19 protein-coding genes are annotated in these 23,871 nt (G+C 73.7%); 7 read left to right on the top strand and 12 right to left on the bottom strand.

Features of this window, described 5'->3' with window-relative positions:
• The first annotated feature begins 80 nt into the window (after nucleotides 1-80).
• Nucleotides 81-1,712 (top strand): serine hydrolase domain-containing protein, encoded by a 1,632-nt coding sequence (locus tag DEU31_RS10970; protein ID WP_133677138.1) that lies wholly within the window; start codon nucleotides 81-83, stop codon nucleotides 1,710-1,712.
• A gap of 21 nt (nucleotides 1,713-1,733) precedes the next feature.
• Here the strand turns inward: DEU31_RS10970 and DEU31_RS10975 are convergent, their stop codons facing one another.
• A complete protein-coding gene (locus tag DEU31_RS10975; RefSeq protein ID WP_133677139.1) occupies nucleotides 1,734-3,107 on the bottom strand; it encodes a serine/threonine-protein kinase in 1,374 nt (457 codons plus the stop codon).
• A gap of 106 nt (nucleotides 3,108-3,213) precedes the next feature.
• Between DEU31_RS10975 and DEU31_RS10980 the strand changes: the two genes are divergently transcribed.
• Nucleotides 3,214-3,504, top strand: coding sequence for a hypothetical protein (locus tag DEU31_RS10980; protein ID WP_133677140.1), 291 nt, complete (start codon nucleotides 3,214-3,216; stop codon nucleotides 3,502-3,504).
• Between the two features lie 162 nt (nucleotides 3,505-3,666).
• Nucleotides 3,667-4,989 (top strand): alkaline phosphatase family protein, encoded by a 1,323-nt coding sequence (locus tag DEU31_RS10985; RefSeq protein WP_243733809.1) that lies wholly within the window; start codon nucleotides 3,667-3,669, stop codon nucleotides 4,987-4,989.
• Nucleotides 4,990-5,083: 94 nt separating this feature from the next.
• Here the strand turns inward: DEU31_RS10985 and DEU31_RS10990 are convergent, their stop codons facing one another.
• From DEU31_RS10990 to DEU31_RS11000, 3 genes are all read right to left on the bottom strand, one after another.
• The gene (locus tag DEU31_RS10990; protein WP_133677141.1) at nucleotides 5,084-5,653 is read right to left on the bottom strand and encodes a hypothetical protein; all 570 of its coding nucleotides are present in this window, start codon (nucleotides 5,651-5,653) and stop codon (nucleotides 5,084-5,086) included.
• Between the two features lie 111 nt (nucleotides 5,654-5,764).
• Nucleotides 5,765-6,583, bottom strand: coding sequence for an alpha/beta hydrolase fold domain-containing protein (locus tag DEU31_RS10995; RefSeq protein ID WP_133677142.1), 819 nt, complete (start codon nucleotides 6,581-6,583; stop codon nucleotides 5,765-5,767).
• A gap of 91 nt (nucleotides 6,584-6,674) precedes the next feature.
• Entirely contained in the window at nucleotides 6,675-8,099 is a 1,425-nt protein-coding gene (locus DEU31_RS11000) for an MFS transporter (RefSeq protein WP_133677143.1), read from the bottom strand.
• Nucleotides 8,100-8,338: 239 nt separating this feature from the next.
• On the opposite strand from DEU31_RS11000, the gene DEU31_RS11005 reads away from it, so the two are divergent.
• Nucleotides 8,339-10,282: a solute carrier family 23 protein gene (locus DEU31_RS11005; RefSeq protein WP_133677144.1), complete on the top strand. Its 1,944-nt coding sequence runs from the start codon at nucleotides 8,339-8,341 to the stop codon at nucleotides 10,280-10,282.
• Nucleotides 10,283-10,301: 19 nt separating this feature from the next.
• Here the strand turns inward: DEU31_RS11005 and DEU31_RS11010 are convergent, their stop codons facing one another.
• A complete protein-coding gene (locus tag DEU31_RS11010; RefSeq protein ID WP_133677145.1) occupies nucleotides 10,302-11,285 on the bottom strand; it encodes a diacylglycerol kinase family protein in 984 nt (327 codons plus the stop codon).
• A 23-nt stretch (nucleotides 11,286-11,308) separates the two neighbouring features.
• Between DEU31_RS11010 and DEU31_RS11015 the strand changes: the two genes are divergently transcribed.
• Together DEU31_RS11015 and DEU31_RS11025 are read left to right on the top strand one after the other, a co-directional pair.
• Entirely contained in the window at nucleotides 11,309-13,132 is a 1,824-nt protein-coding gene (locus DEU31_RS11015; RefSeq protein ID WP_243733810.1) for an AI-2E family transporter, read from the top strand.
• A 43-nt stretch (nucleotides 13,133-13,175) separates the two neighbouring features.
• A complete protein-coding gene (locus tag DEU31_RS11025; protein ID WP_133677146.1) occupies nucleotides 13,176-14,207 on the top strand; it encodes a hypothetical protein in 1,032 nt (343 codons plus the stop codon).
• A 134-nt stretch (nucleotides 14,208-14,341) separates the two neighbouring features.
• Here DEU31_RS11025 and DEU31_RS11030 read toward each other — a convergent pair whose 3' ends face one another.
• A complete protein-coding gene (locus DEU31_RS11030; protein WP_133677147.1) occupies nucleotides 14,342-15,928 on the bottom strand; it encodes a cation acetate symporter in 1,587 nt (528 codons plus the stop codon).
• Entirely contained in the window at nucleotides 15,928-16,335 is a 408-nt protein-coding gene (locus DEU31_RS11035) for a DUF485 domain-containing protein (protein WP_010550815.1), read from the bottom strand. Before DEU31_RS11035 ends, DEU31_RS11030 begins: the two co-directional genes overlap by 1 nt.
• Nucleotides 16,336-16,506: 171 nt before the next feature.
• Between DEU31_RS11035 and DEU31_RS11040 the strand changes: the two genes are divergently transcribed.
• A complete protein-coding gene (locus tag DEU31_RS11040; RefSeq protein ID WP_133677148.1) occupies nucleotides 16,507-17,715 on the top strand; it encodes an XdhC/CoxI family protein in 1,209 nt (402 codons plus the stop codon).
• Between the two features lie 4 nt (nucleotides 17,716-17,719).
• Here DEU31_RS11040 and DEU31_RS11045 read toward each other — a convergent pair whose 3' ends face one another.
• The 5 genes from DEU31_RS11045 to dnaB all read right to left on the bottom strand — a co-directional run bounded on the left by DEU31_RS11045 (nucleotide 17,720) and on the right by dnaB (nucleotide 23,699).
• Nucleotides 17,720-18,361 (bottom strand): nucleotidyltransferase family protein, encoded by a 642-nt coding sequence (locus tag DEU31_RS11045; RefSeq protein ID WP_133677149.1) that lies wholly within the window; start codon nucleotides 18,359-18,361, stop codon nucleotides 17,720-17,722.
• Nucleotides 18,358-20,433 carry a xanthine dehydrogenase family protein molybdopterin-binding subunit gene (locus DEU31_RS11050; protein WP_243733811.1) on the bottom strand — a complete coding sequence of 692 codons (2,076 nt, stop codon included), beginning with the start codon at nucleotides 20,431-20,433 and terminating at the stop codon, nucleotides 18,358-18,360. Before DEU31_RS11050 ends, DEU31_RS11045 begins: the two co-directional genes overlap by 4 nt.
• Nucleotides 20,423-21,448 carry a xanthine dehydrogenase family protein subunit M gene (locus DEU31_RS11055; protein WP_053918121.1) on the bottom strand — a complete coding sequence of 342 codons (1,026 nt, stop codon included), beginning with the start codon at nucleotides 21,446-21,448 and terminating at the stop codon, nucleotides 20,423-20,425. Before DEU31_RS11055 ends, DEU31_RS11050 begins: the two co-directional genes overlap by 11 nt.
• Nucleotides 21,445-21,984, bottom strand: a complete 540-nt coding sequence (locus tag DEU31_RS11060) for a 2Fe-2S iron-sulfur cluster-binding protein (RefSeq protein ID WP_133677150.1) — start codon at nucleotides 21,982-21,984, stop codon at nucleotides 21,445-21,447. Before DEU31_RS11060 ends, DEU31_RS11055 begins: the two co-directional genes overlap by 4 nt.
• 338 nt (nucleotides 21,985-22,322) lie before the next feature.
• A complete protein-coding gene (gene dnaB / locus DEU31_RS11065) occupies nucleotides 22,323-23,699 on the bottom strand; it encodes a replicative DNA helicase (RefSeq protein ID WP_010550821.1) in 1,377 nt (458 codons plus the stop codon).
• Between the last annotated feature and the right edge of the window lie 172 nt (nucleotides 23,700-23,871).

Here is a 23,871-nt window from a genome sequence, read left to right on the forward strand (position 1 = left end):
AGCGCGGTCCACGATCGGGCCGTCCACAGCGGCAGCGCATCCGGTCGGCGCGGTCGCCGCGCCGCACTACAGTGGAATCCATGCCGTCCAGCGCCGAGAGCCCCCGTCCCCACGTCCCCGCGGAGGCGGTCACCGCCATCGCCGCCCTCGCCGAGAACGCCGTCGCCGAGCACCGCACCTCGGGCGTGACCTGGGCGATCATCGGCGGCCACGCCCACGATCAGGCGATCCTCGCCCACGGCGCGGCCGGGCACCGCGAGCTCGCGGACGGCCGCCCGGCCCCAGGCTCCTCCCCGATGGACCGCGCGACCGTCTCCCGCATCGCCTCGATGACGAAGTCCTTCACCGCCGCGACGATCCTCGCCCTGCGCGACGAGGGCCGGCTGTCCCTGGACGACCCGATCTCCGCCCACGTGCCCGAGGCGGAGGGTGCCTTCGAGCTCGCGGACGACGACCGCGAGCCGACCCTGCGCCGCCTGCTGACCATGGACGCCGGGCTGATCACCGACAACCCCTGGGGCGACCGCCAGGAGGCGATGACCCGCGAAGGGTTCGCCGCCGTGCTCCGCGGCGGGCTCGGCCACGTGCACCGGCCCGGCGACGGGTTCGAGTACTCCAACACCGGCTATGCGCTGCTGGGCCGGGTGATCGACGAGGTCACCGGCTCGGACTACGCGGCCGAGATCCGTCGCCGCTTCCTGGACCCGCTCGGCCTCACGGCCACGGGCTGGTCTTCCGGCGAGATCGACACCGGCCGCCTCGCGACCGGGCACCGGCTCGCCGACCGCACCGACGCGACCCGCTTCGAGGCCGTGCCGCTGGACTCCCCCGGCGTGTACGGGGCGATGGCGGGGCTGTTCTCGAGCGTCGACGACGTGGCGACCTGGGTGCGCTTCCTCGCCGCCGCCGACGCCGAGGGCAGCGCCTCGCGCGGGACGGGACCGCTCGCGACCGCCTCCCGCCGGGAGATGCAGCAGCTGCACCGCCATCAGGCGCTCGCGCCGCTCCCCGCCGGACAGGACGGGGTCTCCCCCGGCTTCGACCGGGTGCGCGGCTACGGCTTCGGCCTGGTGATCGAGCACTTCCCGGATCTGGGCGAGGTGATCTCCCATTCCGGCGGCTACCCGGGCTACGGCTCGTTCATGGTGTGGCACCGCGACTCCGGCGTGGGCGTGGTGGCGCTGGCGAACTCGAAGTACGCCCCGGCCACGCCCCTGTCGATGCAGGCGCTGCGGATCCTGCAGCGCGAGGCGCCGGAGCTGCTGGCCCGTCGTGCGCCGGAGGCGGCGCCGCGCACCCTCGAGGCGGCCCGCGCGGCGCTGGACTGGCTGCGCACCGACGAGGATGCCCTGGCCGACGCCTGGTTCGCGGACAACATGGACCTGGACGTGCCGCGGGCGGAGAGGCGCCGTCGGCTGGAGAAGGCGCTGGCCGCGACCGGGCTCGACGCCTCGGCGCTCGAGGCGCTGCGGGTGGAGGACGCCCAGGTGCTGAGCCGGGCACGGATGCGCTGGACGGTGCCCGCCCGGAGCGGTGCGGGCTCGGCGGGGAGCGCGAGCGGCGGCGGAGCGGCGGCGGGTGGAGCCGGGGCCGCCGGAGGTGCCACGTCCGCCGCCGGCGCCGCGACGGCGCCGTCGGCGCTGCAGGTGGAGCTGCTCATGGACCCGCGGCGCGAAGGGCTCGTGCAGTCCCTGGACACCATCGCGCGCTGACCGGGGCGCGGGGACGGGTGGTCAGGCGGCGGGGTGCCCGTCGGCGGCGGGGAGATCCCCTGCCGCCTCGACCGGGGTCCCAGCCTGGGCGATGACGGACACGTCGGCCGCCGGCCCCTCCGGAAGAGCGGTCGCGTTCCCGTCGAAGATCACCAGCAGCACGATCGCGACGATCACGCCGAGCACCAGCGCGGAGCCGGCGCCGAGCCCGATCGCGATCATGGTGCTGCGGTCGCGCGGCGGGCGTCCGCCCGTCGTGCCGCCGGTGGTCGTGGTGGTGCCGGCGAAGGTGTGGGGCGAGGTGCCCGGGCCGGGCTGGCCGGGGCGGGTGCCGGGACCGCCCGCGCCCGGTCCCTGACCACCCGCGAGGCCTCCGCCGACGGGGCCCTGGCCGCCGGGGCCCTGCCCCTGCGCCCACTGCGGGCCCGTCTGCGGCGAGGCCGAGCCGACGGAGAAGCCCTGCTGGACCTGACCGGCGCGGATCGCCTCCATCGAGGAGGGCGCGACCTGGGCGGCGGGCCGCTCGGGACGGACCGCGCCCGGGGCGTTGGGCGGCAGCGGGTCCAGAGTGTCCTGGAAGGTCAGCGGCGCGCCGTCGGCGTGGGTGAGCGGGTAGCCGGGCGGCACGCGCGGGAGATCGCGGCGCACCGCGTCGGCGTCCTGGTAGCGGTCCTCGGGCTGGGCGGCGACCAGGCGGCGGATCACGGCGGAGAGCTTCGAGGTGACGCCGCGCAGCAGCTGGGTGAGCTCGTCGGGGCGGAAGGCGCCGTCGTGCAGCTTGATCGGCCCGTTCAGCGCGACCAGAGCGACCACGCCCGCGGCGTAGAGGTCGTGGGAGGGGGCCGGCTCCGCCATCGCGAACAGCTCCGGCGCCATGTAGCCGGGGGTGCCGTTGACCATGCCGACATGCGTGAAGCGCACGTCGGTCTCGTGGACGGCGATCCCGAAGTCGGCCAGGCGCGAGACGGGGAACTGCCGCCCGCGAGGCTCGAACATGATGTTCGCGGGCTTCACGTCGCGGTGGATCCAGCCCTCGGCGTGCACATGGGAGAGGCCGTCCAGCAGCTGGTCGAGGATCACCACGACGGCGGGCTCGGCGAGCTTACCGCGGGTCTTGACCACCGACTCGAGGGTCCCGCCGGAGACCAGCGGCATCGCGATCACGACGTGCTCGTCCTCAGCACCCCAGCCGTAGGGGGTCAGCAGGTGCGGATGGTCGAAGCTGACGCCCTTCTCGCGCACGAAGCGCATGAGGTCGGCGGAATCGCGTTGGCGCAGGACCTTCGCGGCGCACAGCTCCTGGGTCTTCGAGTCCCAGGCGCGCCACACGGACCCGGACCCGCCCTTGGCGATCAGGTCGATGAGCGCGAAGCGCCCGACAATAACGTCAGCCATGATTTTCCCAGCATAACCTCAGCGCTCCGGCCGAGGTTATGCTGACGTGGATCCCTGCCGTCCGGGCGCCTGCCCGGCCCGACCGTCCCGACCTGAGGGGGTGCCCGTGGACGCGCTGCTGCTCGCCGCCCCGTCTCACGCAGCCCCGGCGGGAGGCTCGTTCTGGGACCCCGTCGCGGCGACCTGGCCGCTGATGGCACTGCTCGGCGCGGGCTGCCTGCTGCTGACCATCGGCTTCGTGGTGTGGCTGGTGCTGCAGCCGGACGAGCCCGAGCATGACACCACGCCGCTCGTGGACAAGGCCGTCGACGGCGACCGCGGCCGTGCCGCGCTGATCCGGCGCCGCCTCGACGCGGACTCCGGCCGCGCGGACGTCTCGGACCCCGAGCTGCGCTGACCTCCTCGGTGCGGCCCGCACCGTGAACCCCGGCGTGACCTGCCGCACGGGTCGCCTCCTGTTCACCTCTCGGTGACCGCCTGCTCATCCACCCCCCGCACCGCGGCCAGACTGCACCCCTAGGGTTCCCGGCACGGCGACGGACGACACTCGGGGGTGCACATGGATTCGGGACGGACCCTGATGATCGCGGTCGACGGGCTCGACGAGCAGGACCTCGCCGACTGCGCACGCACCGGAGAGGGCACGCGCGGTCCACTGGTGGCGCTCGCGGCCGCCGCCTCGCCGCTGCGGATCCGGCCGGGCGGCCCCTCGGAGCCCGCCCCGGCGCTCGCGACCCTGGTCACCGGCACCACCGTCGCGCACACCGGCGTCGCGACCGAGCAGCCCTTCGACCCCGAGCGACCAGAGAGCCGTTCCACCTGGTACGCCGAGGCGATGGCGACGCCGAGCCTCTTCACCGCCGCGCGGCAGGCCGGGCTGCGCACCGCAGCGCTGCAGTGGCCCGCGACGGCCGGCGGCGACATCGACCTGTGCCTGCCGCTGGTCGAGGACCTGCGCCGCTACCGCAACCGCTGGGACATGGCCGAGCGCACGAGCTCGCCGCGGATGGTCGCCGACCATCTCGCGCCGCGCCGCGAGATGGGCGTGCAGCTCTCCCAGGCCGTCCCCGACGAGCTCGTCTCCGAGATCGCCGACGAGGCCCTGGCCCGCGACCGCATCGACCTGCTCGCCGTGCGGCTGAGCGGTCTGGGGATCGCGCGCCGCGCCGCCGGGCTCGACGCCCCCGCCGCGACGCGGGCGCTGCGCGATGCGGCCGAGGAGATCGAGGCGATCCTCAGCGCCTTCTCCCCCGGTCCCGAGGACCGCGTGCTCCTGGTCCCGGGGCGCCGGCTGGTCCCCGCCGCGCTGCTCGTGCACCCCAACGCCGTGCTCGCCGCGGAGGGGCTCGTCCGCACCGAGGGCACCCGCCTGAAGGACTTCCGCGTCCTGGTCTGGCCCGACGGGCCGCGCGGCGTGGTGCACGTGCGCCGCGGCCAGGGGACGGCGGTGCGGGACCTCGCCCTCGAGGCCCTCACGGGGCTCGCCGCGCACTCGCGCCTGCAGCTGCGCACGGTGGACGACGGGGTCGGCGCGACCGCCGAGACCGACGTGGTCGCGGTGCTCGAGGGCACCTCGGGCACGGTCTTCGGCCTCTCCGCCACCCATCGTCCGCTGGTCGAGGGCGATGACCCCTACTACGCGGGGCCGCGCGCGGTCAGCGACCCGTCCGCCCCGGCGGTCGCCCTGGCGCAGGGGCCCGGGCTGCCGCCGGCCGGGGTCGAGGGCTCCTGGGCGGATCTCGGCGTGACCCTCGCCGCGTCGATGGGGCTGACGCTGCCGGGTGCGACCGCGGCGGGGATGTGCCCGGGCGCCGACGCGGACGGGACCGGCACGGCCGGGACCGGCACGGGCGCCTCCGCAGCGGTCATCGAGAACAGCTGACGGGGAGAATCAGGCCCCGGAGCACCCGGCGGCGCCTGCGCGCATCAGGCACCTCGGACCGACAGACGTCCCGGGGCCTCAGAGCCTCGGCGCGTCAGGCGCGTCGGTGCGCGAGGCTCTCGCGCATCCGGCCCAGCACGCGTCGCAGCGGGCTCGGCGCCGGCTCGGCGACACGGTCGCGCAGGTCGTCGAGCGCGGGCGCGTGGTGATGGATGTGGAAGTCGCCGTCGTGCAGGGCGGCGGGGGCGGGATCGTCCTCCAGCTCGCCCGGGGAGACCTCGACCTGCAGCAGCAGCCGCACCTCGCGGCGGCCGTCGCGGTCCAGCACCACCTCGAGCGAGTCGACCGCAGAGGTGAGCTCCTCGGCGATGCCGGCCCGCAGCTGGGCCAGGGCGCCGTCCAGCGCGGCGGAGGCGGCGGCATCGGCCCGCACCGCCTCCCGCACCGGATAGGCGACGAGGTTCCCGCCGACGTCGACGATCGCGTCGATGACCTCGTGGACGCCGGCCTCGCGCCCTTCCTCGTGGAGGGCGAGCTGCTGGAGGACCAGGCGCAGCGTCCCGGTCGCGGCATGCCCGACCACCGCATCGCGCACCCGCGCGACCGCCCGCGGACTGCTGTCCCAGATCACGTACCCGCCGACCCCTCGGTCTGCTCCGCTCATGGCGAGAGGATAACCCCTCTCCCGCCCGCAATTCTGAACAGCGTCATGTATTGAGCGGACGCCCTGGAGCACGGCGTGCACCCCCGGCCCGGCGGGTGCTGTCGCGGCAGGTCAGCGGGCGGCGCGCTCGTCGATGCCGAGGGCCGCGCGGACGGCGGCGATCTGGAAGCGTCGCGCCTCCTGCGCCGCGGGGCCGTCGGCCGCGACGGCGGCCTGGTGGCCGCTGCCGGGCAGCTCGAGGACCTCGTGCTCGGCGCCGGCCGCGGCGAGGGCGGCGATCAGACGCCGGCCGTCGTGGACCAGCGGATCGCGGTCCCCGCCGACGAGATGCACCGGCGGCAGACCGGTGAGGTCCCCGAGCGCGGGGCTGAGCCGCGACTCGGTGCGGGGCACGGCGCCGGCGTAGAGGCGGGCCGCGACCTTCAGGCTCTCCTCCCCGTGGTCCTCGCGCGAGAGATCCGACCAGGGCGACTCGAGCAACAGCGCGGCAGGGGCCTCGCCCGCGGTGGCGGCGAGGGTCTGCGCGACGGCGAGCGCGAGCCCGGCCCCGGCGCTGTCCCCGGAGAGCACCCAGCGGCCCGGGCGCAGCACGGCTCCGCGCTGCATATCGGCCAGGGCTCGCAGCACGTCGTCGACAGCGGCGGGATAGCGGTGGCGGGGCGCGAGGCGGTAGTGGATCATCGCCGCGGCGGTGCCCGCACGGCGGGCGACCTCCTCGAGCCACTCCCAGGTCTGCCGGGACTCGCCCTGCACGTAGGCGCCGCCGTGCAGGTGCACGATCGCCGCGGTGCTCGCGAGCTCGGGATCGATCCAGGTCACGGGTACGTGGTCGTGGCGCACACGGCGCACCCGCGAGGGGTCGGCGATGGAGCGAGGGGGCAGGGACGGCCGCTGCGAGGCCAGGATGCGCAGGGTGCGGACGAGGCTCATGGGGGCATCTTCCCACGGGATCCGCGGCGGCGCGTCGGAGCCTCGCGAGTCGCCGGGCGCACCGGCGCGCGGGCGACCCGTCGGCCGGCGCTCAGCTTGCCAGCTCGTCGTCGACGATCCTGGGCAGCCCGGCGCGGAAGCCCGCGATCGCGAGCAGCACGCCGGTGCCGGCGAGGAACCACAGCACCACGGCCGCGGAGCCGGTCGCGTCCAGGAGCACGCCTGCGAGGATCGGGCCGATCGCGGCGAGGAGATAGCCGACGGGCTGGGTCGCGCCGGAGAGGCGGGCGGTGATCTGCGGGGAGCGGGTGCGGGCGGGCAGCAGCGCGATCGCGGTGGGGAAGGCGAAGCCGCCGACCCCCAGCACGCACGCCCACAGCAGGGGGCTCGCGGTCGGGGCGAGCAGCAGGCCGAGATAGCCGATCGTGGTCAGCGCGCCGAAGCTCGCCACGACGAAGCGCAGGCCGGGGGCGCGCGCGATGACCGTCGGCATCACGAGGCCGCCCACGAGGCCCCAGCCGGCGATCACGCCGACCAGCATCCCGGCCCTCGCGAGGCTGATCCCGGCGTCGGAGAGGATCTGCGGGAGCATGCCGAACTGGGTGTAGGCGTTCAGCGACTGGAGCGCGAACATGAAGGTCAGCGCGATCGCGGTGGGCGAGCGCAGGAGGGAGGCGCGGGGGCCGCCGGCCCGACCGGCGCTCGGCGGGGCGGGCGGGAAGTCGTGCCCGGTGCGGGTGAGGGCCACGGCCCACACCACGATCGGCAGCGCCATCACCGCGCCCCAGAACAGCAGGGAGCCGCGCCAGCCGTCGGCGGCGCCGCCCGCGAGCGGCACGGCGAGGGACGCCCCGGCGGAGCCGCCGATCGCGAGGACCACGCTGTACAGGGTCATCAGCCCCACGGTGCGGCGTCCGCCGTGCAGCTTGATCCACGCCGGCACCAGCACGTTCCCGAGCGCGGGCCCCATCAGGGCCAGCACGGACAGCGCCACGAACAGCCAGAACACCTCGGCGCCCGGCCGCAGCAGCAGCGCGACCCCGGAGAGCACGAAGGCGGCGACGATCGAGCCGGTCAGGCCCAGGCGGCGCGAGATCGGCACGGCGAGCAGGCCCAGGGCGCCGAAGGCGAGGCAGGGCAGTGCGGTGAGCAGGCCGGAGGCGGCCGGTCCCTGCCCGTAGGCGGCGACGATCGGCTCCATCAGCGGTCCGACGCCGGTCGCGCCGGGCCGCAGGTTCACCGCGATCGTCGCGACCGCGAGCACGGCGAGCACCGCGCCGACGACCCGGCCGCCCCGGCCGACGTGGGCGGCGGTCGCGGCAGGCGGCTCGGTCACCACGGCGGCGGGCGCGGCGGTGCCGGGCACGGCCTCGCCGGGCACGGCGGTGTCGGGCTGGGCGGTCTCGGGCGCGGCGCTCCGGGGAGCAGGGACGTCGACGCGGCCGACGGGGTCCTCGGGCGCACAGGCCACGGAGGTCGTCGAGGTCGGGTCGTCGGACTGCTCAGGGGTGCTCACCCCTCCCTTGTACCCCTCCCCGCCGCGATCGGCCAGGGCGTTCCATCCGGTGCCACCGATCTCACGTCGGCCCTCGCCGCGCCGGTCAGGGGCCCGTTCGGCCCTCGGAAGGGCGGGTCGCAAGCCGAACGGGGAGGCCCCGGCCGCCCGCCCCGGCCTACGCTGGTGCGCGGCCCGGTGCGCCGGGCCCGCCCCCACCCCTGCGTCGGCCCCTCGCCCGACGGATCCCTAGGACGCCCATGACCTCCGCCGCCGCCCCCGCCCCGGACGCGACCGCCCCGCGCGCCGTGCACCCCGTCGACCAGGTGCCGCCGCCCGGCCGGCTCACCGTGCTCTCGATACAGCACGTGCTCGCCTTCTACGCCGGCGCCGTGATCGTGCCGCTGCTGATCGCCTCGGGCCTCGGCCTCACGCCCGAGCAGACGATCCACCTGATCAACGCGGACCTGTTCACCTGCGGCATCGCCACCCTGATCCAGTCCGTCGGCTTCTGGAAGGTGGGCGTGCGCCTGCCGATCATCCAGGGCGTGACCACCACCGCCGTCTCCCCGATCATCGCGATCGGCCTGGCGGCCACCGGCGGCGAGGGCGGCGCCGAGGGTCTGCCGATGATCTACGGCTCGATCATCGTCGCGGGTCTGTTCACCTTCCTGGTCGCACCGTACTTCGCGAAGATCCTGCGGTTCTTCCCGCCGGTCGTGATCGGCACCGTGCTGACCACCATGGGCATCACGCTGCTTGGCGTCTCCGCAGGTGACATCACGAACTACGCCGAGGGCGTCCCCGCCACCCGCGACATCCTCTACGCGCTCGGCACCCTCGCCGTGATCGTGCTGGTCCAGCGGTTCTTCCGCGGCTTCCTCGGCACGATCGCGGTGCTGCTGGGCCTGGTGATCGGCACCGCCGTGGCCGTGCTGCTCGGGGACACCTCCTTCAGCGGCGTCACGGAGGCCTCCGCCTTCGGGGTCACCACCCCCTTCTACTTCGGCATCCCCACCTTCTCGCTCACCGCGATCATCTCGATGATCATCGTCATGCTGATCACGATGGTGGAGACCACCGGCGACGTCTTCGCCGCCGGCGAGATCGTCGGCAAGCGCATCCGGCCGAGGAACATCTCCGAGGCGATCCGCGCCGACGGCCTGTCCACCCTGCTCGGCGGCGTGCTGAACTCCTTCCCCTACACCTGCTTCGCGCAGAACATCGGTCTGGTGCGCCTGACCCGCGTGAAGTCCCGCTGGGTCGTCGCGGGCGCCGGCGTGATCATGATCGTCCTCGGCGTGCTGCCGAAGGCCGGCGCGGTCGTCGCCGCGATCCCCTCCCCCGTGCTCGGCGGCGCCTCGCTCGCCCTGTTCGCCTCGGTCGCGCTGGTGGGGATCCAGACCCTGTCGAAGGTCGACCTCACCGACAACCGCAACTCCGTCATCGTCGGCACCTCGCTGGGCCTGGCGATGCTGGTGAGCTTCAAGCCCGACATCGCGGGCGTGTTCCCCTCCTGGGCGCAGGTGTTCGTCTCCTCCGGCGTGACCGTCGGCGCACTCACCGCGATCGTGCTGAACATCCTGTTCTTCCACCTCGGCCGCCAGCGCGGCGCGAACGTCGCGACCGACGCCGCCGGCCGACGGATCGGCATCGAGGACGTGAACGCCATGGACCGCGACGAGTTCGTGGGCACCTTCGGCACCCTGTTCAACGGCGCGACCTGGCCGCTCGAGCGGGCCTGGGAGGCGCGCCCCTTCGCCGACGCGCCCGCGCTGCGCGCGGCGATCGAGGACGCGGTGCTGACCGCCGAGCGGGAGGAGCAGGACGCCCTGGTGCGCGCCTATCCGGACATGGCCACCCTGGTCACGGCCGACGAGGAGCAGGCCGGCACGATCAGCCAGGACGTCGGCTCCCTCGCCCTGGACAGCCTCGCCGAGGAGGACGTGGAGGCGCTGCGCGACCTCTCGGCCCGGTACGAGGAGAGGTTCGGCCTGCCGTTCGTGGCCTACCTGGGCCGCACCGACTCCTTCCGCAAGATCCTCGAGGACGGGGTGCGGCGCCTCGCCCACTCCCCCGAGCACGAGCGGCGCGTGGCCCTGACCGAGGTCGCCGAGATCGCCGGGGACCGCTTCGGGATCATGGTCGCCGATGCGAACCCCATCGGCTCCGCCTGGGCGCGGAAGTTCGAGTCGCTGCAGTGAGACGGCTCCGGGGACCGGCTCAGCCCGGCCCCCCAGCGACGCATACCCGCAGCGCATGGTGGCGGAGACCGACCCTGGCCCTGCGTGCGAGTCCTGCGCCGTCCCCGTCGAGCTGCACCGCGCAGGGGATCTCGAAGCGGGCCTCGAACTGCCGCCCCTGGGCGTAGACCAGGGCGCGCAGCCCGGGGGCGAGTCGCAGCATGCTCCGGCCGAGCCGCGACCGGTGGGCGATCCCCTGGGCCGTCAGACGGGTGGCGATCCGTGCCCATCCGAGCCGTCGGGCGGGCCGCAGCATGACCACATCGAGGAGCCCGTCGTCAGGAGCGGCCCCCGGCAGCAGGAGCATGCCGCCGGTCAGCGTGCCGCAGTTCCCGATGATCACCGTGTGGGCGCGCGCCGCCCTGGTGCGACCACCATCGATTCGGTACGTCAGGCCGAGCGCGCGATTCGCGAGGAGCGACCGAGCGATCGGCGGCACGTAGGCCAGCCAGCCGATGATCCGCTTCGCCAGAGGGCTCGTGGTGCGGGCCATCTCCGCGTCGAGGCCGATCCCGGCCATCACCAGGAAGACCCGGGTGCTCCATGTCCCCTCCTCGTCCTGGATCTCTGCGACCCCCACATCGACCGGGCGCGTCTCGCCGCCGAACGCCGCCGCGACGGACACGGAGAGCTCCCCCAGTGGCAGGCCCAGGTTGCGCGCCAGCAGGTTCCCCGTCCCGAACGGCAGCAGTGCGATCGGGATCCCGCTCCCGAGCGCAGCCCCTGCGACGACTCGAACGGTCCCGTCGCCCCCCGCCACGACGATCACCGAGGGAGCCCCGGCGAGCGCGCGGAGCGCGGCACCGCGCCCCGAGTCCCCCCGGTCCGTCGCGAACCACTGCGACGACGCCCAGCCGCGTCGGCGCTCCTCCGCCTCGACGGCGACGCGCACGCGGTCGAGGGGGACCGCAGCCGGGTTGAAGATGACCGCTGCGTGGCCGACGGAGGACCTGTCGGGGGACATGCTCGGAGCGTAGTCTCCGGAGCATGTCGACGTCCCCCTCCTCGCACCCGACCTCTCCGGACCGGCATGCGACGTCGGGCAGCGCCGGACCTGCTGGGCCCTGGACGGACTCGCTGGGGCTGATCGCGACGCGCTGCGCGCAGATCCTGCTCGTCGCCGCCGTGGTCGGTGGCCTGCTGTGGCTCCTCGCCCGGGTCGGTCTCGTCGTGATCGCTGCGATGGTTGCGCTCATCCTCGCCGCGGCGGTGCACCCGCTGGTGGACTGGCTGGTCCGCAGACGCTGGTCCCCGCTGCTGGCCACGATCGCCGCCTTCCTGGGCACCCTGATCGTTCTGGGCGGGGCGGTGACCGGGATCGTCTTCGCCGTACGCGGCGACTGGGACGAGCTGTCCCGCTCGGCGGTCGAAGGCTGGGAGGAGCTCCAGCGCGTCCTGCGGAACAGCCCCGTGCCGGTCGATACCGCGTCCATCGACGCCACGCTCCAGAAGGCCGTCGCGTTCGTCACCAGCGGGACGTTCCTCGGCGGCGCGCTGAGCGGCCTCGGTGCGGCCACCGGCTTCGTCACCGGGACGGTGCTCATGATCGTCGTCCTGTTCTTCTTCCTGAAGGACGGCCCGATGCTGTGGAGCTTCACGCTTCGGTGGTTCCGCGCCGGGACCCGAGCGAAGCTGGCTGAGTCCGGAGACCGGACCGTCCAGCTGCTCGGCGGGTATGTCCGCGGCACCGCGGCCATCGCCGCGATCGATGCCCTCTTCATCGGGGTGCCGCTCGCGATCCTCGGGGTGCCGCTCGCAGTGCCCCTGGCCGTCATCGTGTTCGTCGGAGCTTTCGTCCCGATCGTCGGAGCCACCGTCACGGGAGCCATCGCCGCCCTGGTGGCGCTCGTGACCAGTGGTCCCGTCATCGCCCTGGTGGTGATCGCCATCGTCGTCCTCGTCAATCAGCTCGAAGGCAATCTCCTCCAGCCGATCGTCATGGGTCGCGCCCTGAGCCTCCATTCCCTCGTGGTGCTTCTGGCGCTGGCCGTCGGCACGATCGTCGGGGGCTTCTTCGGCGCCGTGCTCGCCGTCCCCCTCACCGCCGTCGCGTGGTCGGTCATCCAGATCTGGACCGACACCTACCAGGTCGGCGATGACCCGGTCCTCGGGAAGGACCCGCTCTCCGCCACGGACCGCACCGCGGCGAAGGCGACCATCGGGGAGCGCTGGAAGTACCAGCGAATGCGCCACGGAGCTGCGCCGACAGCACGGACCCCGCCCGTCGACACGGCCGACGCAGCGCAGGACGAGCCCGTCGAACGACCCGGCCGATCGGACGAGCGACCCTATCGGCGAGGCACGAGCCGGAGCTACGGTGGCCAGGAGCGCCCCCGCCGTTGCAGAGGGCGATCCGCCAACGAAGGAGTCACCATGCCCCGCACCGTCGTCAGCACCGCCTCGACCGCCTGGAACGGCGACCTGATCTCCGGCTCCGGCAGCACCACCCTGGAGACCTCGCAGCTCGGCACCATGGACCTCAGCTGGAAGGCCCGCGCCGAGGACGCCGAGCAGGGCACGACCTCCCCCGAGGAGCTGATCGGGGCCGCGCACAGCGCCTGCTACTCGATGCAGTTCTCCAACATGCTGGCCGAGAACGACACCCCGCCCACCTCGATGAAGACCGCCGCGAAGGTGTCCTTCAACGCGGGCGAGGGCGGCATCACCGGGATCGCCCTGACCGTCACCGCGCAGGTGCCCGGCATCGAGGACGCCGACTTCCAGCGCCTGGCCGAGGAGGCCAAGCAGACCTGCCCCGTCTCCAAGGCGCTCGCGGGCGTGGACATCACCCTCGAGGCCTCGCTCGGCTGAAGCCCCTCCCGGCGGGCGGCCCGTGGCGGGTACGGTCGGCTCCATGCAGCCGATCCCCCGTCACTGGGCCGCCGTCCGCGCGACGCACACATTCCCGGGCCACGGCCCCTTCGCGCTGACGATCCACGGCTCCTCCGACATCTCGGTCGAGGACGCCCGACGCGATGCCCGCGAGCGCATGGACGCGCTCGTCGCCGCGGGCGGCCCCGAGCAGGAGCACGACTCCGGCCTCGAGTACTACCCGAGCCGGCGCCTGCCGGAGGAGCTGCTCAAGGACGTCCACAGCGAGGACGGCACGCTGATCGCCGCGATCACCCGCAACCGCTACGGCGCGGCCGTGCTGAACACCGATGCGCTGCTGATCTGCGACGTCGACCTCCCCCAGGAGGATGTCGGCCGGTCGCGGTCGAGTGGCGGCCGGGCCGGGAAGCGGCCCGGCCTGCTCTCGCGGCTCCTCGGCGGCGGCGCGAAGCACGACGCCGCGCGAGAGACCTCCCCCGGCGAACCCGCATCCCGCGGAGCCGACATCTCGACCGGCAGTGTCGGCGGGGCGGCCAACGGGAGTCACGACGCGGCAGCTCTGCCCGACGAGCTCGGCGGACCGGGCTCCGGCGAGCGCGGCCGCGTCCACGCCGAGCTCCTGACGAGCATCCGCGATTTCGGGGCGCGGCATCCCGAGCTGGGCGTGCGCGCCTATCGCACCCGCCACGGCTTCCGCCTGCTGGTCTCCGGCGCGGATGCCCATCCTGCGAGCGAGCGTGCCCGGGCGCTGATGCAGGAGGTGCGCAGCGATCCGCTGTACATGCTGCTGTGCCGGGTCCACGACACCTACCGCGCCCGCCTCACCCCGAAGCCGTGGCGGGTGGAGATCGACCGCTTCGAGTCGCTCGGCACCCGCACCGCCACGGCCCCCGAGCACCAGGACTGGGTGCGGCGCTACCGCGACGCCTCCGCGCAGGTCGCGGTGTGCCGCCTGCTCGAGGTGACCGGCGCTGCCCCGTCGGCCGAGGAGCGGCGGATCATCGACCTGCACGACCGGGCGACCCGCCCGGAGTTCGGGCTGCCGCTCGCCTGAGCGCGGACGGCAGGCGCCCGCACCATGTCATGTGACGCCCTGTTCCATGGGTGGAACAGGGCGTCACATGACATGGCGGCACCGGGAAGAGGAGCCGGGGCCGGGTCGCCGCTCCTCCGGTCCGGCTCCCCGGCTCAGTGCGCCTGGGTCGCCTTCTCCGCGCCGGCGCCGGTCATGGAGCGGACCTCCATCTCGGCCTGCTTGAGCTCGTCGTGCTCCGAGGAGGTGACCGAGCCGAGCCAGCCGAGGAAGAAGCCCAGCGGCACCGAGATGATCGCCGGGTTCGTCAGCGGGAACCAGGCGAAGTCGGCGCCGGGGATCATCGCCGTCTCGGAGCCGGAGACCACCGGGGAGAAGGTGATCAGGATCAGCGCGCTGCCGAGGCCCCCGTAGATGCTCCACAGCGAGCCGCGGGTGTTGAACCGCTTCCAGTACAGGGAGTACAGGATCGAGGGCAGGTTCGCGCTGGCCGCGATCGCGAAGGCGAGCGAGACCAGGAAGGCGACGTTCTGCTCGGCGGCGAGGATGCCGCCGATGATCGAGACGCCGCCGATCACCACGGCGGTGCGCCGGGCGACCCGGACCTCCTGCGCCGAGGTGGCGCTGCCCTCCTTGATCACGCCGTTGTAGATGTCGTGCGCGAAGGAGGCGGAGGCGGTGATCGTCAGGCCCGCCACGACCGCGAGGATCGTCGCGAAGGCGACCGCGGAGATGATGCCCATCAGCACGGTGCCGCCGAGGGCGTAGGCGAGCGCCGGTGCGGCGGAGTTCGAACCACCGGGCAGGGTGCCGATCACGTCCACGCCCACCATGTACGCCGCGGCGAAGCCGAGCACCATGGTGCACAGGTAGAAGAAGCCGATCAGCCCGATCGCCCAGACCACGCTGCGGCGGGCCTCCTTCGCCGTCGGCACGGTGTAGAAGCGCATCAGCACGTGCGGCAGCCCGGCTGCGCCGAACACCAGCGCGATCGCCAGGGAGACGAAGCCGAGCTTGGACGCGCCGGAGGTGCCGTACTGGTGCATCGGCTCGAGGATGGTGGCGCCGTCGGGGTGCTCGGCGACGGCCTTGCCGAGCACCTCGGAGAGGTTGAAGCCGTTGAGCGCCAGGATCCACACCGTCGAGACGCCGACGGCGGTCACCAGCAGCACCGCCTTGATGATCTGCACCCAGGTGGTGCCCTTCATCCCGCCGATGAGCACGTAGGCGATCATCACGACGCCCACCACGGCGATCACGATCGACTGGCCCACTCGGCCCTCGATGCCGATCAGCAGCGAGACGAGCGCGCCGGCGCCCGCCATCTGCGCGAGCAGGTAAAAGAAGGTGACGGCGAGGGTTGAGGTCGCCGCCGCCGTGCGCACGGGGCGCTGACGCATGCGGAAGCTCAGCACGTCGGCCATCGTGTACTTCGCGGTGTTGCGCAGCGGCTCGGCGACCAGCAGCAGCGCCACCAGCCAGGCGACGAGGAAGCCGACGGAGTACAGCAGTCCGTCGTAGCCGTAGAGCGCGACGGCGCCGACGATGCCGAGGAAGGAGGCGGCCGAGAGGTAGTCGCCGGCGATGGCGATGCCGTTCTGCCGGCCGGAGAACGCGCGGCCGCCGTGGTAGAAGTCGCCGGCGGTGACGTTCTGCTTGGAGACGCGGATGACCACGACCAGGGTGATCACCACGAAGGCGAGGAAGATCGCGATGTTGAAGAGCGGGTTGCCGAACTCCATCAGTGCTCCCCCTCCAGCTCATCGCGCAGCTTCTCCGCGATCGGGTCGAGGTTCCGGTTCGCGTGGCGGATGTACAGCCAGGTGATCAGGAAGGTCATCAGGAACTGGCTGATGCCCATCAGCAGGCCGAGGTTGAGATTGCCCAGCACCGGGGTGGACATCAGGCCCTCGGCGTAGGTGGACAGCAGCACGTAGGCGAAGTACCAGACCAGGAACGCGACGGTCATCGGGATCGCGAAGCTGCGGAAGCTCGAGCGCAGGCGGCCGAACTCCTCGGACTTCTGGACGGCCTGGAACTGCTCGGGGGTCGGGGAGGGCGCGGCGCCGGGAGGCGACGCCGGGCCGCGGTCCGGCGAGAGGCCCGGCTCGGGCGAGGGGCCGGAGGCCGCAGGGGGCGGGGTGGTCACGGACACAACTCCTTCGTTCTGTTCACCGCCCCGGCCCGGCGAGGAGGACCGACGCTCCCGGAGACCGTAGCAGGTGTGACCCCGGTCATAGGCAGAGTCCGCGATGACCCGCCGGCCGATCGAGAGGTCGGGACCGTCGTGCCGGTCCGGGCCGCCGCATAGGGTGAGGAGGTGCTCGACATCCTGGACCGCGCCCGGGAGCGCCTCGCCTGCGCCTCCGATCCGGTTCCCTGCGCCGTGGCGACCATCGTCTCCGCTCAGGGCTCCGTGCCGCGGCCCGTGGGCACCTCGATGCTGGTGGGCGCCGATGGCGAACTGCACGCCTCGCTCTCCGGCGGCTGCGTCGAAGGGGCGGTGCTCGAGGCCTGCCGCGAAGCGCTCGAGACTGGGAGGAGCAGCGTCCGGAGCTTCGGGTTCAGCGAGGAGGACGCCTTCGCCGTCGGGCTGATGTGCGGGGGCTCGCTCGAGGTGCTGATCCAGCCGTTCGCTCCCCCGCCCCCGGGGGCGCAGAGCCCCCTCGGCACGGTCGACGACCCCGCCCCCGCCGCCTACGTGACCCGGCTGCCGCACGGGTCCGACGCACCACGGACGGTCGCTCCCGAGGGCGACGACGCACGGCGCCCGGCCCGGCCCGAGGGCGACAACGCCGACGGCCCGCGCGCTGTCCTGCTCACGGGCGACGGCGCCGACGAGGTCCGCGGCGCGCTCACGACCCTGCTCCCCCCGGAGATGCTCGAGGCGGGGAGCGCCCGGGTCGCCGCCATGCTCCGCGAGGCGCGCACCGGCACCCTCCGCCTCCCCGCGGGCGCCTCGACGATCGCTCTCTTCGTCGAGTCCCGCATCCGGCCCGCGCACCTGGTGGTGTGCGGGGCGAACGCCTTCGGGCAGGCGCTGGTGGAGGCGGCGCGGCCGCTCGGGCTGAGGATCACGCTGTGCGACCATCGGCCGGCGTTCACCGATCCCGCGGCGTTCCCGGGGGCGGAGGTGGTGCGTGCCTGGCCGCACCGGTTCCTGGCCGCGGCCGCGGAGCGCGGTGACCTCGATGCCCGCAGCATGGTCTGCGTGCTCACGCACGATCCGAAGGTCGACGTGCCGGTGCTCGCCACCGCTCTGCGGCTGGACGTCGCCTACGTCGGTGCGATGGGGTCCCGGCGCAGCGACCACGATCGGCGCATGGCGCTGAGGGAGGCCGGGGTGGGCGAGGAGGCGCTGTCGCGGCTGCGCTCCCCGATCGGCCTCGATCTGGGGGCGGGGAGCCCGGCGGAGGTGGCGGTCGCGATCCTCGCGGAGATCCTGGCCGTGCGGGCCGAGCGCCGCACCGTGGAGCCGCTGCGCGACGGCAGCGGTCCGCTGCATGCGCGCACTGCTGCGAGCGGCTGAGAGGTCAGCCCCGCACGTCCAGCCGCCACAGGTCCTCGGGGAGGTCGAGGTCCGCACCGTCGTCGAGATCGGTGCAGTCCACGAGCTGCACCTGATCCCGTCGGGCGCGGAGCAGGTCGCGGGCGCCCATGTCCGCGTGGGCGGCCTCCGCGGCGGCGGCGGTCCAGGCGGCGTCGAGCAGCACCGGATGGCCCCGTCGGAGCCCGCCGGAGGCCTCGCGGTGGGCGGCGGCGGTGATCCCGCCGCGGCGGTGGGCGACCAGCACCCGGGCCACCTCTGCCGCGCACGTCCCGGGGCGGTCCACCGGCGTGACCAGCACGTCGCGGCCCGGGCCGATCGCGGCCAGGCCGGTGCGCAGCGAGGTGCCCATCCCCTCGCGCCAGCGCGGGTTCTGCTCCGTGCGCACCCACGGCATCCCGTCCACGACGGCGCCCACCCGCTCGGCGCCCGCGCCGGTGACCACCACGACCTCGCCGCAACCGCCCTCGCGCAGGGCGCGGGCGACGTGCTCGACCAGGGTGGTGCCGCGCAGGAGCAGCAGCGCTTTGGGGCCGCGGCCCAGGCGCCTTCCGGCGCCCGCGGCGAGGATCAGGCCGACGGGAGGCGCGGCCGCCGGCCGGGGGCCGTCGAATGACGCGGCGCTCACCGTGCCAGGAGGTCGCTGCCGAACACGGGCAGGTCCCGCACCCTCACCCCGGTGGCGTGGTGGACGGCGTTGGCGATCGCCGCGGCGGCGCCGACGGTGCCGATCTCGCCGATGCCGCGCGCGCCGAGCGGCCCGGCGTGGGGGTCCTCCTCGTCCAGCCAATGCACCTCGAGGGAGCGGATGTCGGCGTTGACGGGCACGTGGTACTCGGCGAGGTCGTGGTTGACGACGTGTCCGAAGCGGGGGTCGAGCTCGCCCTTCTCGTGCAGCGCCATCCCCACCCCCATGGTCATCCCGCCGAGGAGCTGCGAGCGGGCGGTGCGGGGGTTGATGATCCGTCCGGCGGAGAACACCCCGAGCATGCGGTCCAGACGGATCTCGCCGGTCTGCTCCTGGACGCGGACCTGGGCGAACTGGGCGCCGTAGGAGTGCATGGCGAACTGCTTCTCGGCAGGGTTCTCCGCCGCCTCCCCGATCGCCTCGACGCCGTCGGCCGGGGCGGTGCCGTGCTCGCGACGGAAGGTGTCCGCGGCGGCCAGCACGGCCGCGCTCCAGCTGGCGAGCCCGGTGGAGCCGCCGGCCACGGTCGCGTTCGGCAGCGCGGTGTCGCCGATCCGCAGCGCGATGCGGTCCGGGTCGACCTCGAGGGCGTCGGCGGCGACCTGGGTGAGAGCGGTCCAGGTGCCGGTGCCGAGGTCGGCGGCGCCGATGCCCACCTCGTAGACCCCCGCCTCGTGACGGATCCGGGCCTTCGAGCCGGGCTGCCGGGATGCGGGGTAGGTCGCCGAGGCGACGCCGGTGCCGATCAGCCACCCGCCCTCCCGGCGTGCGCGGGGCCTCGGGTCGCGTTGGGCCCAGCCGAAGCGGGCGGCGCCCTCGTGCAGGCAGTCGATCAGCCGGCGCCGGTTGAAGGGCATCCCGGTGTCGGGGTCGCGCTCCGGCTCGTTGCGCACCCGCAGCTCGATCGGGTCCAGCCCGCAGGCCTCGGCGAGCTCGTCCATCATGATCTCCAGGCCCACCATCCCCGGTGCCTCGCCGGGGGCGCGCATCCAGGAGGGGACGGCGATGTCCAGCGGGAGCACGCGCTGGGTGATGCGACGGTGCTCGCCGGCGTACATCTGTCGGGAGGGTTTGATCGCCACCTCGGGGAACTCCTTGGTGCGCGAGGAGCTGGAGACCGCCTCGAGCCCGAAGGCGGTGATCGTGCCGTCGGCCCGGGCTCCGATCCGGAAGCGCTGGGAGGTGGCGGGCCGGTACCCGGTCAGCGCGAACATGTGCTGGCGGGTGACGGCATGCTTCACCGCGCGGCCGGGCACGGCGTGCGCGGCCAGCGCCGTGAGCATCATGTCCGCATGGGGCAGGCCCTTGGAGCCGAAGCCTCCGCCCACGTGGGGACTGATGATCCGCAGCTGCTCGGGGTCGATGCCCAGCATCGGGGCGAGGGTCTGTCGCGCGGGGTGGACGCCCTGGGTCGAGGTCCACAGCGTGAGCTGCTCGCCGTCCCAGCGGGCGATGGTGGTGTGCGGCTCCATCGGGTTGTTGTGCTCGAGAGGGGTGGAATAGCGCTGGTCCACCACGATCTCCGCGGCGGCGAGCGCGGCCTCGAGGTCGCCGGTGTCGATGTCGTCACCGCCGCCCTCGGGTTCGCGCACTGCGGGGTGGTCGTGGCGGAAGTCGGCGTCGTGCGGTGCGGCCTCTGCGGTGACCACGACGAGGTCGGCGGCGTGGCGGGCGGTCTCGGGGGTGTCGGCGAGGACGGCGCCGAGGTACTGGCCGCGGAAGCCGATCCGGTCGTCCTGGAGGATCGCGAGCTCGCCGTCCTCGGTGTCGGCGAGCCGGAGGGCGTTCTCGTGGGTGATCACGCGCACCACCCCGTCGAGCGCGAGCGCGGCCGTGGCGTCGATGGCGGTGACGCGGCCGAGCGCGATCGTCGAGCACAGCGGGAAGAGATGGAGCGGATCCTCGACCGGGTGCTCGTAGGCGTAGGGGGCGAGGCCACGCACCTTGTCGGGTCCGTCCAGACGCACCCGCGGGGTGCCGATCGAGGAGGCGCGCAGGAGGTCACTCATCATGGGGCTCCTCGTTCTCCTCGCCCAGGCCGGCGAGCTCGGCGAGCACGCTCACCATCACGCCACGGGCCATCGTCACCTTGAACTCGTTGCCCTCCACGGGCCGGGCCTGCTCGAGCTCGGCCGCCGCGGCCCGGCGGAAGCTCTCGCGGGTGGCGGGGGCGCCGGCGAGGAGCTGCTCGGCGCGGCGGGCGCGCCAAGGGGCGTGGGCGACGCCTCCGAGGGCGATCCTCGCGGAGCGGACCGTCGGCTGCGCGGCGTCCGGGTCGAGGTCGAGCACCGCGGCGACGGAGACCAGCGCGAAGGCGTAGGAGGCGCGGTCGCGGATCTTGCGATACGTCGATCGTGTGCCGCTCGCCGGCGGGGGCAGCTCGACGGCGGTGATCAGGTCGCCGTGCTCGAGGACAGTGTCGCGCTCGGGCTCGTCGCCGGGCAGGCGGTGCAGCTGCGTGACCGGTATCCGCGTCTCGCCCCCGGCGCCGAGCACGACCACGGTGGCGTCCAGGGCGGCCAGCGCTACGGCCATGTCGGAGGGGTGGGTGGCGATGCACGCGTCGGAGGCGCCGAGGATCGCGTGGTAGCGGGTGTATCCGCCGAGCGCCGAGCAGCCGCTGCCCGGGGCGCGCTTGTTGCAGGGGGTGGTGGGGTCCTGGAAGTAGACGCAGCGGGTGCGCTGCAGCAGGTTCCCGCCGGTGGTGGCGGCATTGCGCAGCTGGCCCGAGGCGCCGGAGAGGAGGGCGCGGGAGAGCATCGGGTGGTCGCGGCGCACGCGCGGGTCGGCGGCGAGATCGCTGTTGCGGACCATGGCGCCCACGCGCAGGCCGCCGTCCGGCAGCTCCTCGATGTCCGCGAGGTCGAGACGGCCGAGGTCGACCAGGAGATCGGGGGCGGTGATCCCGAGCTTGAGGTGGTCGACGAGGTTGGTGCCGCCGGCGAGGTAGGTCGCACCGGGCCGCTCGGCGACCGCGGCGACGGCGCCGGCAGGATCGTCCGCGCGTGCGTAGTCGAAGGGTCTCATCGGTCCGTCCCCTCGCTCGCGGTGCTCGCCCCGGCCGCCTGCTGGACGGCGGCGACGATATTGACGTAGGCGCCGCAGCGGCACAGGTTCCCGCTCATCCGCTCGCGGATCTCGTCCTCGGTGAGCTCGATCGGCTGGTCGTGGACGTGGTCGTCGGTGACCATGCTGGGGCGCCCGTCGGCCGCCTCGCGGAGCACGCCGGTCGCGGAGCAGATCTGCCCGGGGGTGCAGTAGCCGCACTGGAAGGCGTCCTGCTCGAGGAAGGCGGTGTGCAGGGCGGAGAGCTCGCCGTCCGGGGCGAGGCCGTCCGAGGTGAGCACCTCCGCGCCGTCGAGGGACACGGCCAGCAGCAGGCAGGAGTTCAGCCGCCTGCCGTCGACCAGGACGGTGCAGGCACCGCACTGGCCGTGGTCGCAGCCCTTCTTCGGGGACATGTTCCCCAGGTGGTCCCGCAGCGCGTCGAGCAGGGTGGTGCGCGGGTCGACGGTCAGGTCGTGCGGCTGACCGTCGATGACGAGGTGCACTGGATGGCCCATCGGGCGCCTCCGGATCAGGTCGGGACTCGAACGTACTGGCCGCCCGAGGACTCGGCAACCGGATCCGCCGGCCACCGACCGATCGTTCGCCTGCGCCGAGGGGGACGGTCTCCGCAGTGGCAGGACCGGCGCGGCCGCGTTCGCGGCTCCTCCATCGACCCGCGGGTGTTCACCCGGTACCGCCGGGCCGAGCTGCTGGACGGGGCCCGCTCCCCGGAGGCGGCGCTGCGGGACCTGCTGCGGGGGTGAGGGGAGGTCCTCGACGTCGCCGCCCGTGTCGTCCCCGCCGGGTCGGCGCCGCGGTCCGGTCGTCGCTGCGAGACCGTCGGCGCCGCGGGTCAGCCGCTGAAGCCGCCGGAGTGCGCCATGTCCTTGAACCGCGAGTAGTGGCCCTCGAAGGCGACGGGGATCGTCTTGGTCGCGCCGTTACGGTGCTTGGCCACGATCAGGTCGGCCTCGCCGGCGCGCGCGGACTCCTTCTCGTAGTAGTCCTCGCGGTGGATCAGGAGGATGACGTCGGCGTCCTGCTCGATCGAGCCGGACTCTCGCAGGTCCGACATCATCGGGGTCTTGTCGGTGCGCTGCTCGCTGCCTCGGTTCAGCTGCGAGATCGCGATGACGGGGCAGTCGATCTCCTTGGCCAGCAGCTTCAGGGCTCGGGAGAACTCCGAGACCTCCTGCTGACGGGACTCGACCTTCTTGCCCGAGCTCATCAGCTGCAGGTAGTCGATGACCACGAGCCGGAGGTCGTGCTTCTGCTTCAGGCGGCGGCACTTGGCGCGGATCTCCATCAGCGACATGTTCGCGGAGTCGTCCATGAACAGCGGAGCATCGGCGATGCGGCTCATGGCGCGGGCCATGGACTGCCAGTCGCGGTCGTCCATCGAGCCGTCGCGCATGCGGTTCATCGGCACCTGCGACTCGGCCGAGAGCAGACGCATGGTGATCTCGGTCTTGTCCATCTCCAGGGAGAAGATGACCGAGGTCTGGCCGTTGTGGATCGAGGCGGAGCGCAGCACGTCCATGCCGAGGGTCGTCTTGCCCATGGCGGGGCGGCCCGCGAAGATGATCATCTGCCCGCCGTGGAGGCCCTGGGTGAGCTCGTCGAGCTCCGCGAAGCCGGTGGGCACGCCGGTGACCTGGCCGCCGCGGTTCTGGGTCGCCTCGATCGCGTTGAGGGTCTCGTCGATCACCTCGCCCAGCGGCAGGAAGTCGTCGCTCTGGCCGCGCTCGGTGACCGCGTAGATCTGGGCCTGCGCCTCGTTGATGACCTCGTCGACCTCGCCGCCGTCGGCCGCGTAGCCGAGCTGGACGATGCGGGTGCCGGCCTCGACGAGGCGTCGCAGCTGGGCGCGCTCGACCACGATCTCGGCGTAGTAGCCGGCGTTCGCGGCGGTGGGGACCATGTCGATGAGGTCCGCGAGATAGGCGCCACCGCCCACGCGCTGCAGCTCGCCGCGCTTGGAGAGCTCGTCGGAGACGGTGACCAGGTCCGCGGGCTCGCCGCGGCCGTACAGGTCGATGATCGCCTCGTAGATCATCTCGTGCGCGGGGCGGTAGAAGTCGTTGCCGCGCACGGTCTCGACGACGTCGGCGATCGCGTCCTTGGACAGCATCATGCCGCCCAGCACGCCACGCTCGGCGGCGAGGTCCTGGGGCGGGGTGCGCTCCAGCGCGCGGTCGGATCCGGCTTCGAAGGCTTCGGTGGATGTCACCGATCCAGTGTAGGAAGTCCGGCGGACGGGCGGGACGTGATCCTTCCGTCGGTGGAGGACGCCCCGATGGGGAGGAGAGGTCGGGCGGCGGATCGGCCGACGGGCTCGCGGCGCGCTGACCGCTCCCGGTCGGTCCCCGTCGGCGCCGGTGGGTTCCGGTCGCTTTTCGGAT

This window comes from Brachybacterium sp. AG952 (assembly GCF_004362645.1).
In the GTDB taxonomy this organism is placed as follows: Bacteria; Actinomycetota; Actinomycetes; order Actinomycetales; family Dermabacteraceae; genus Brachybacterium; species Brachybacterium conglomeratum.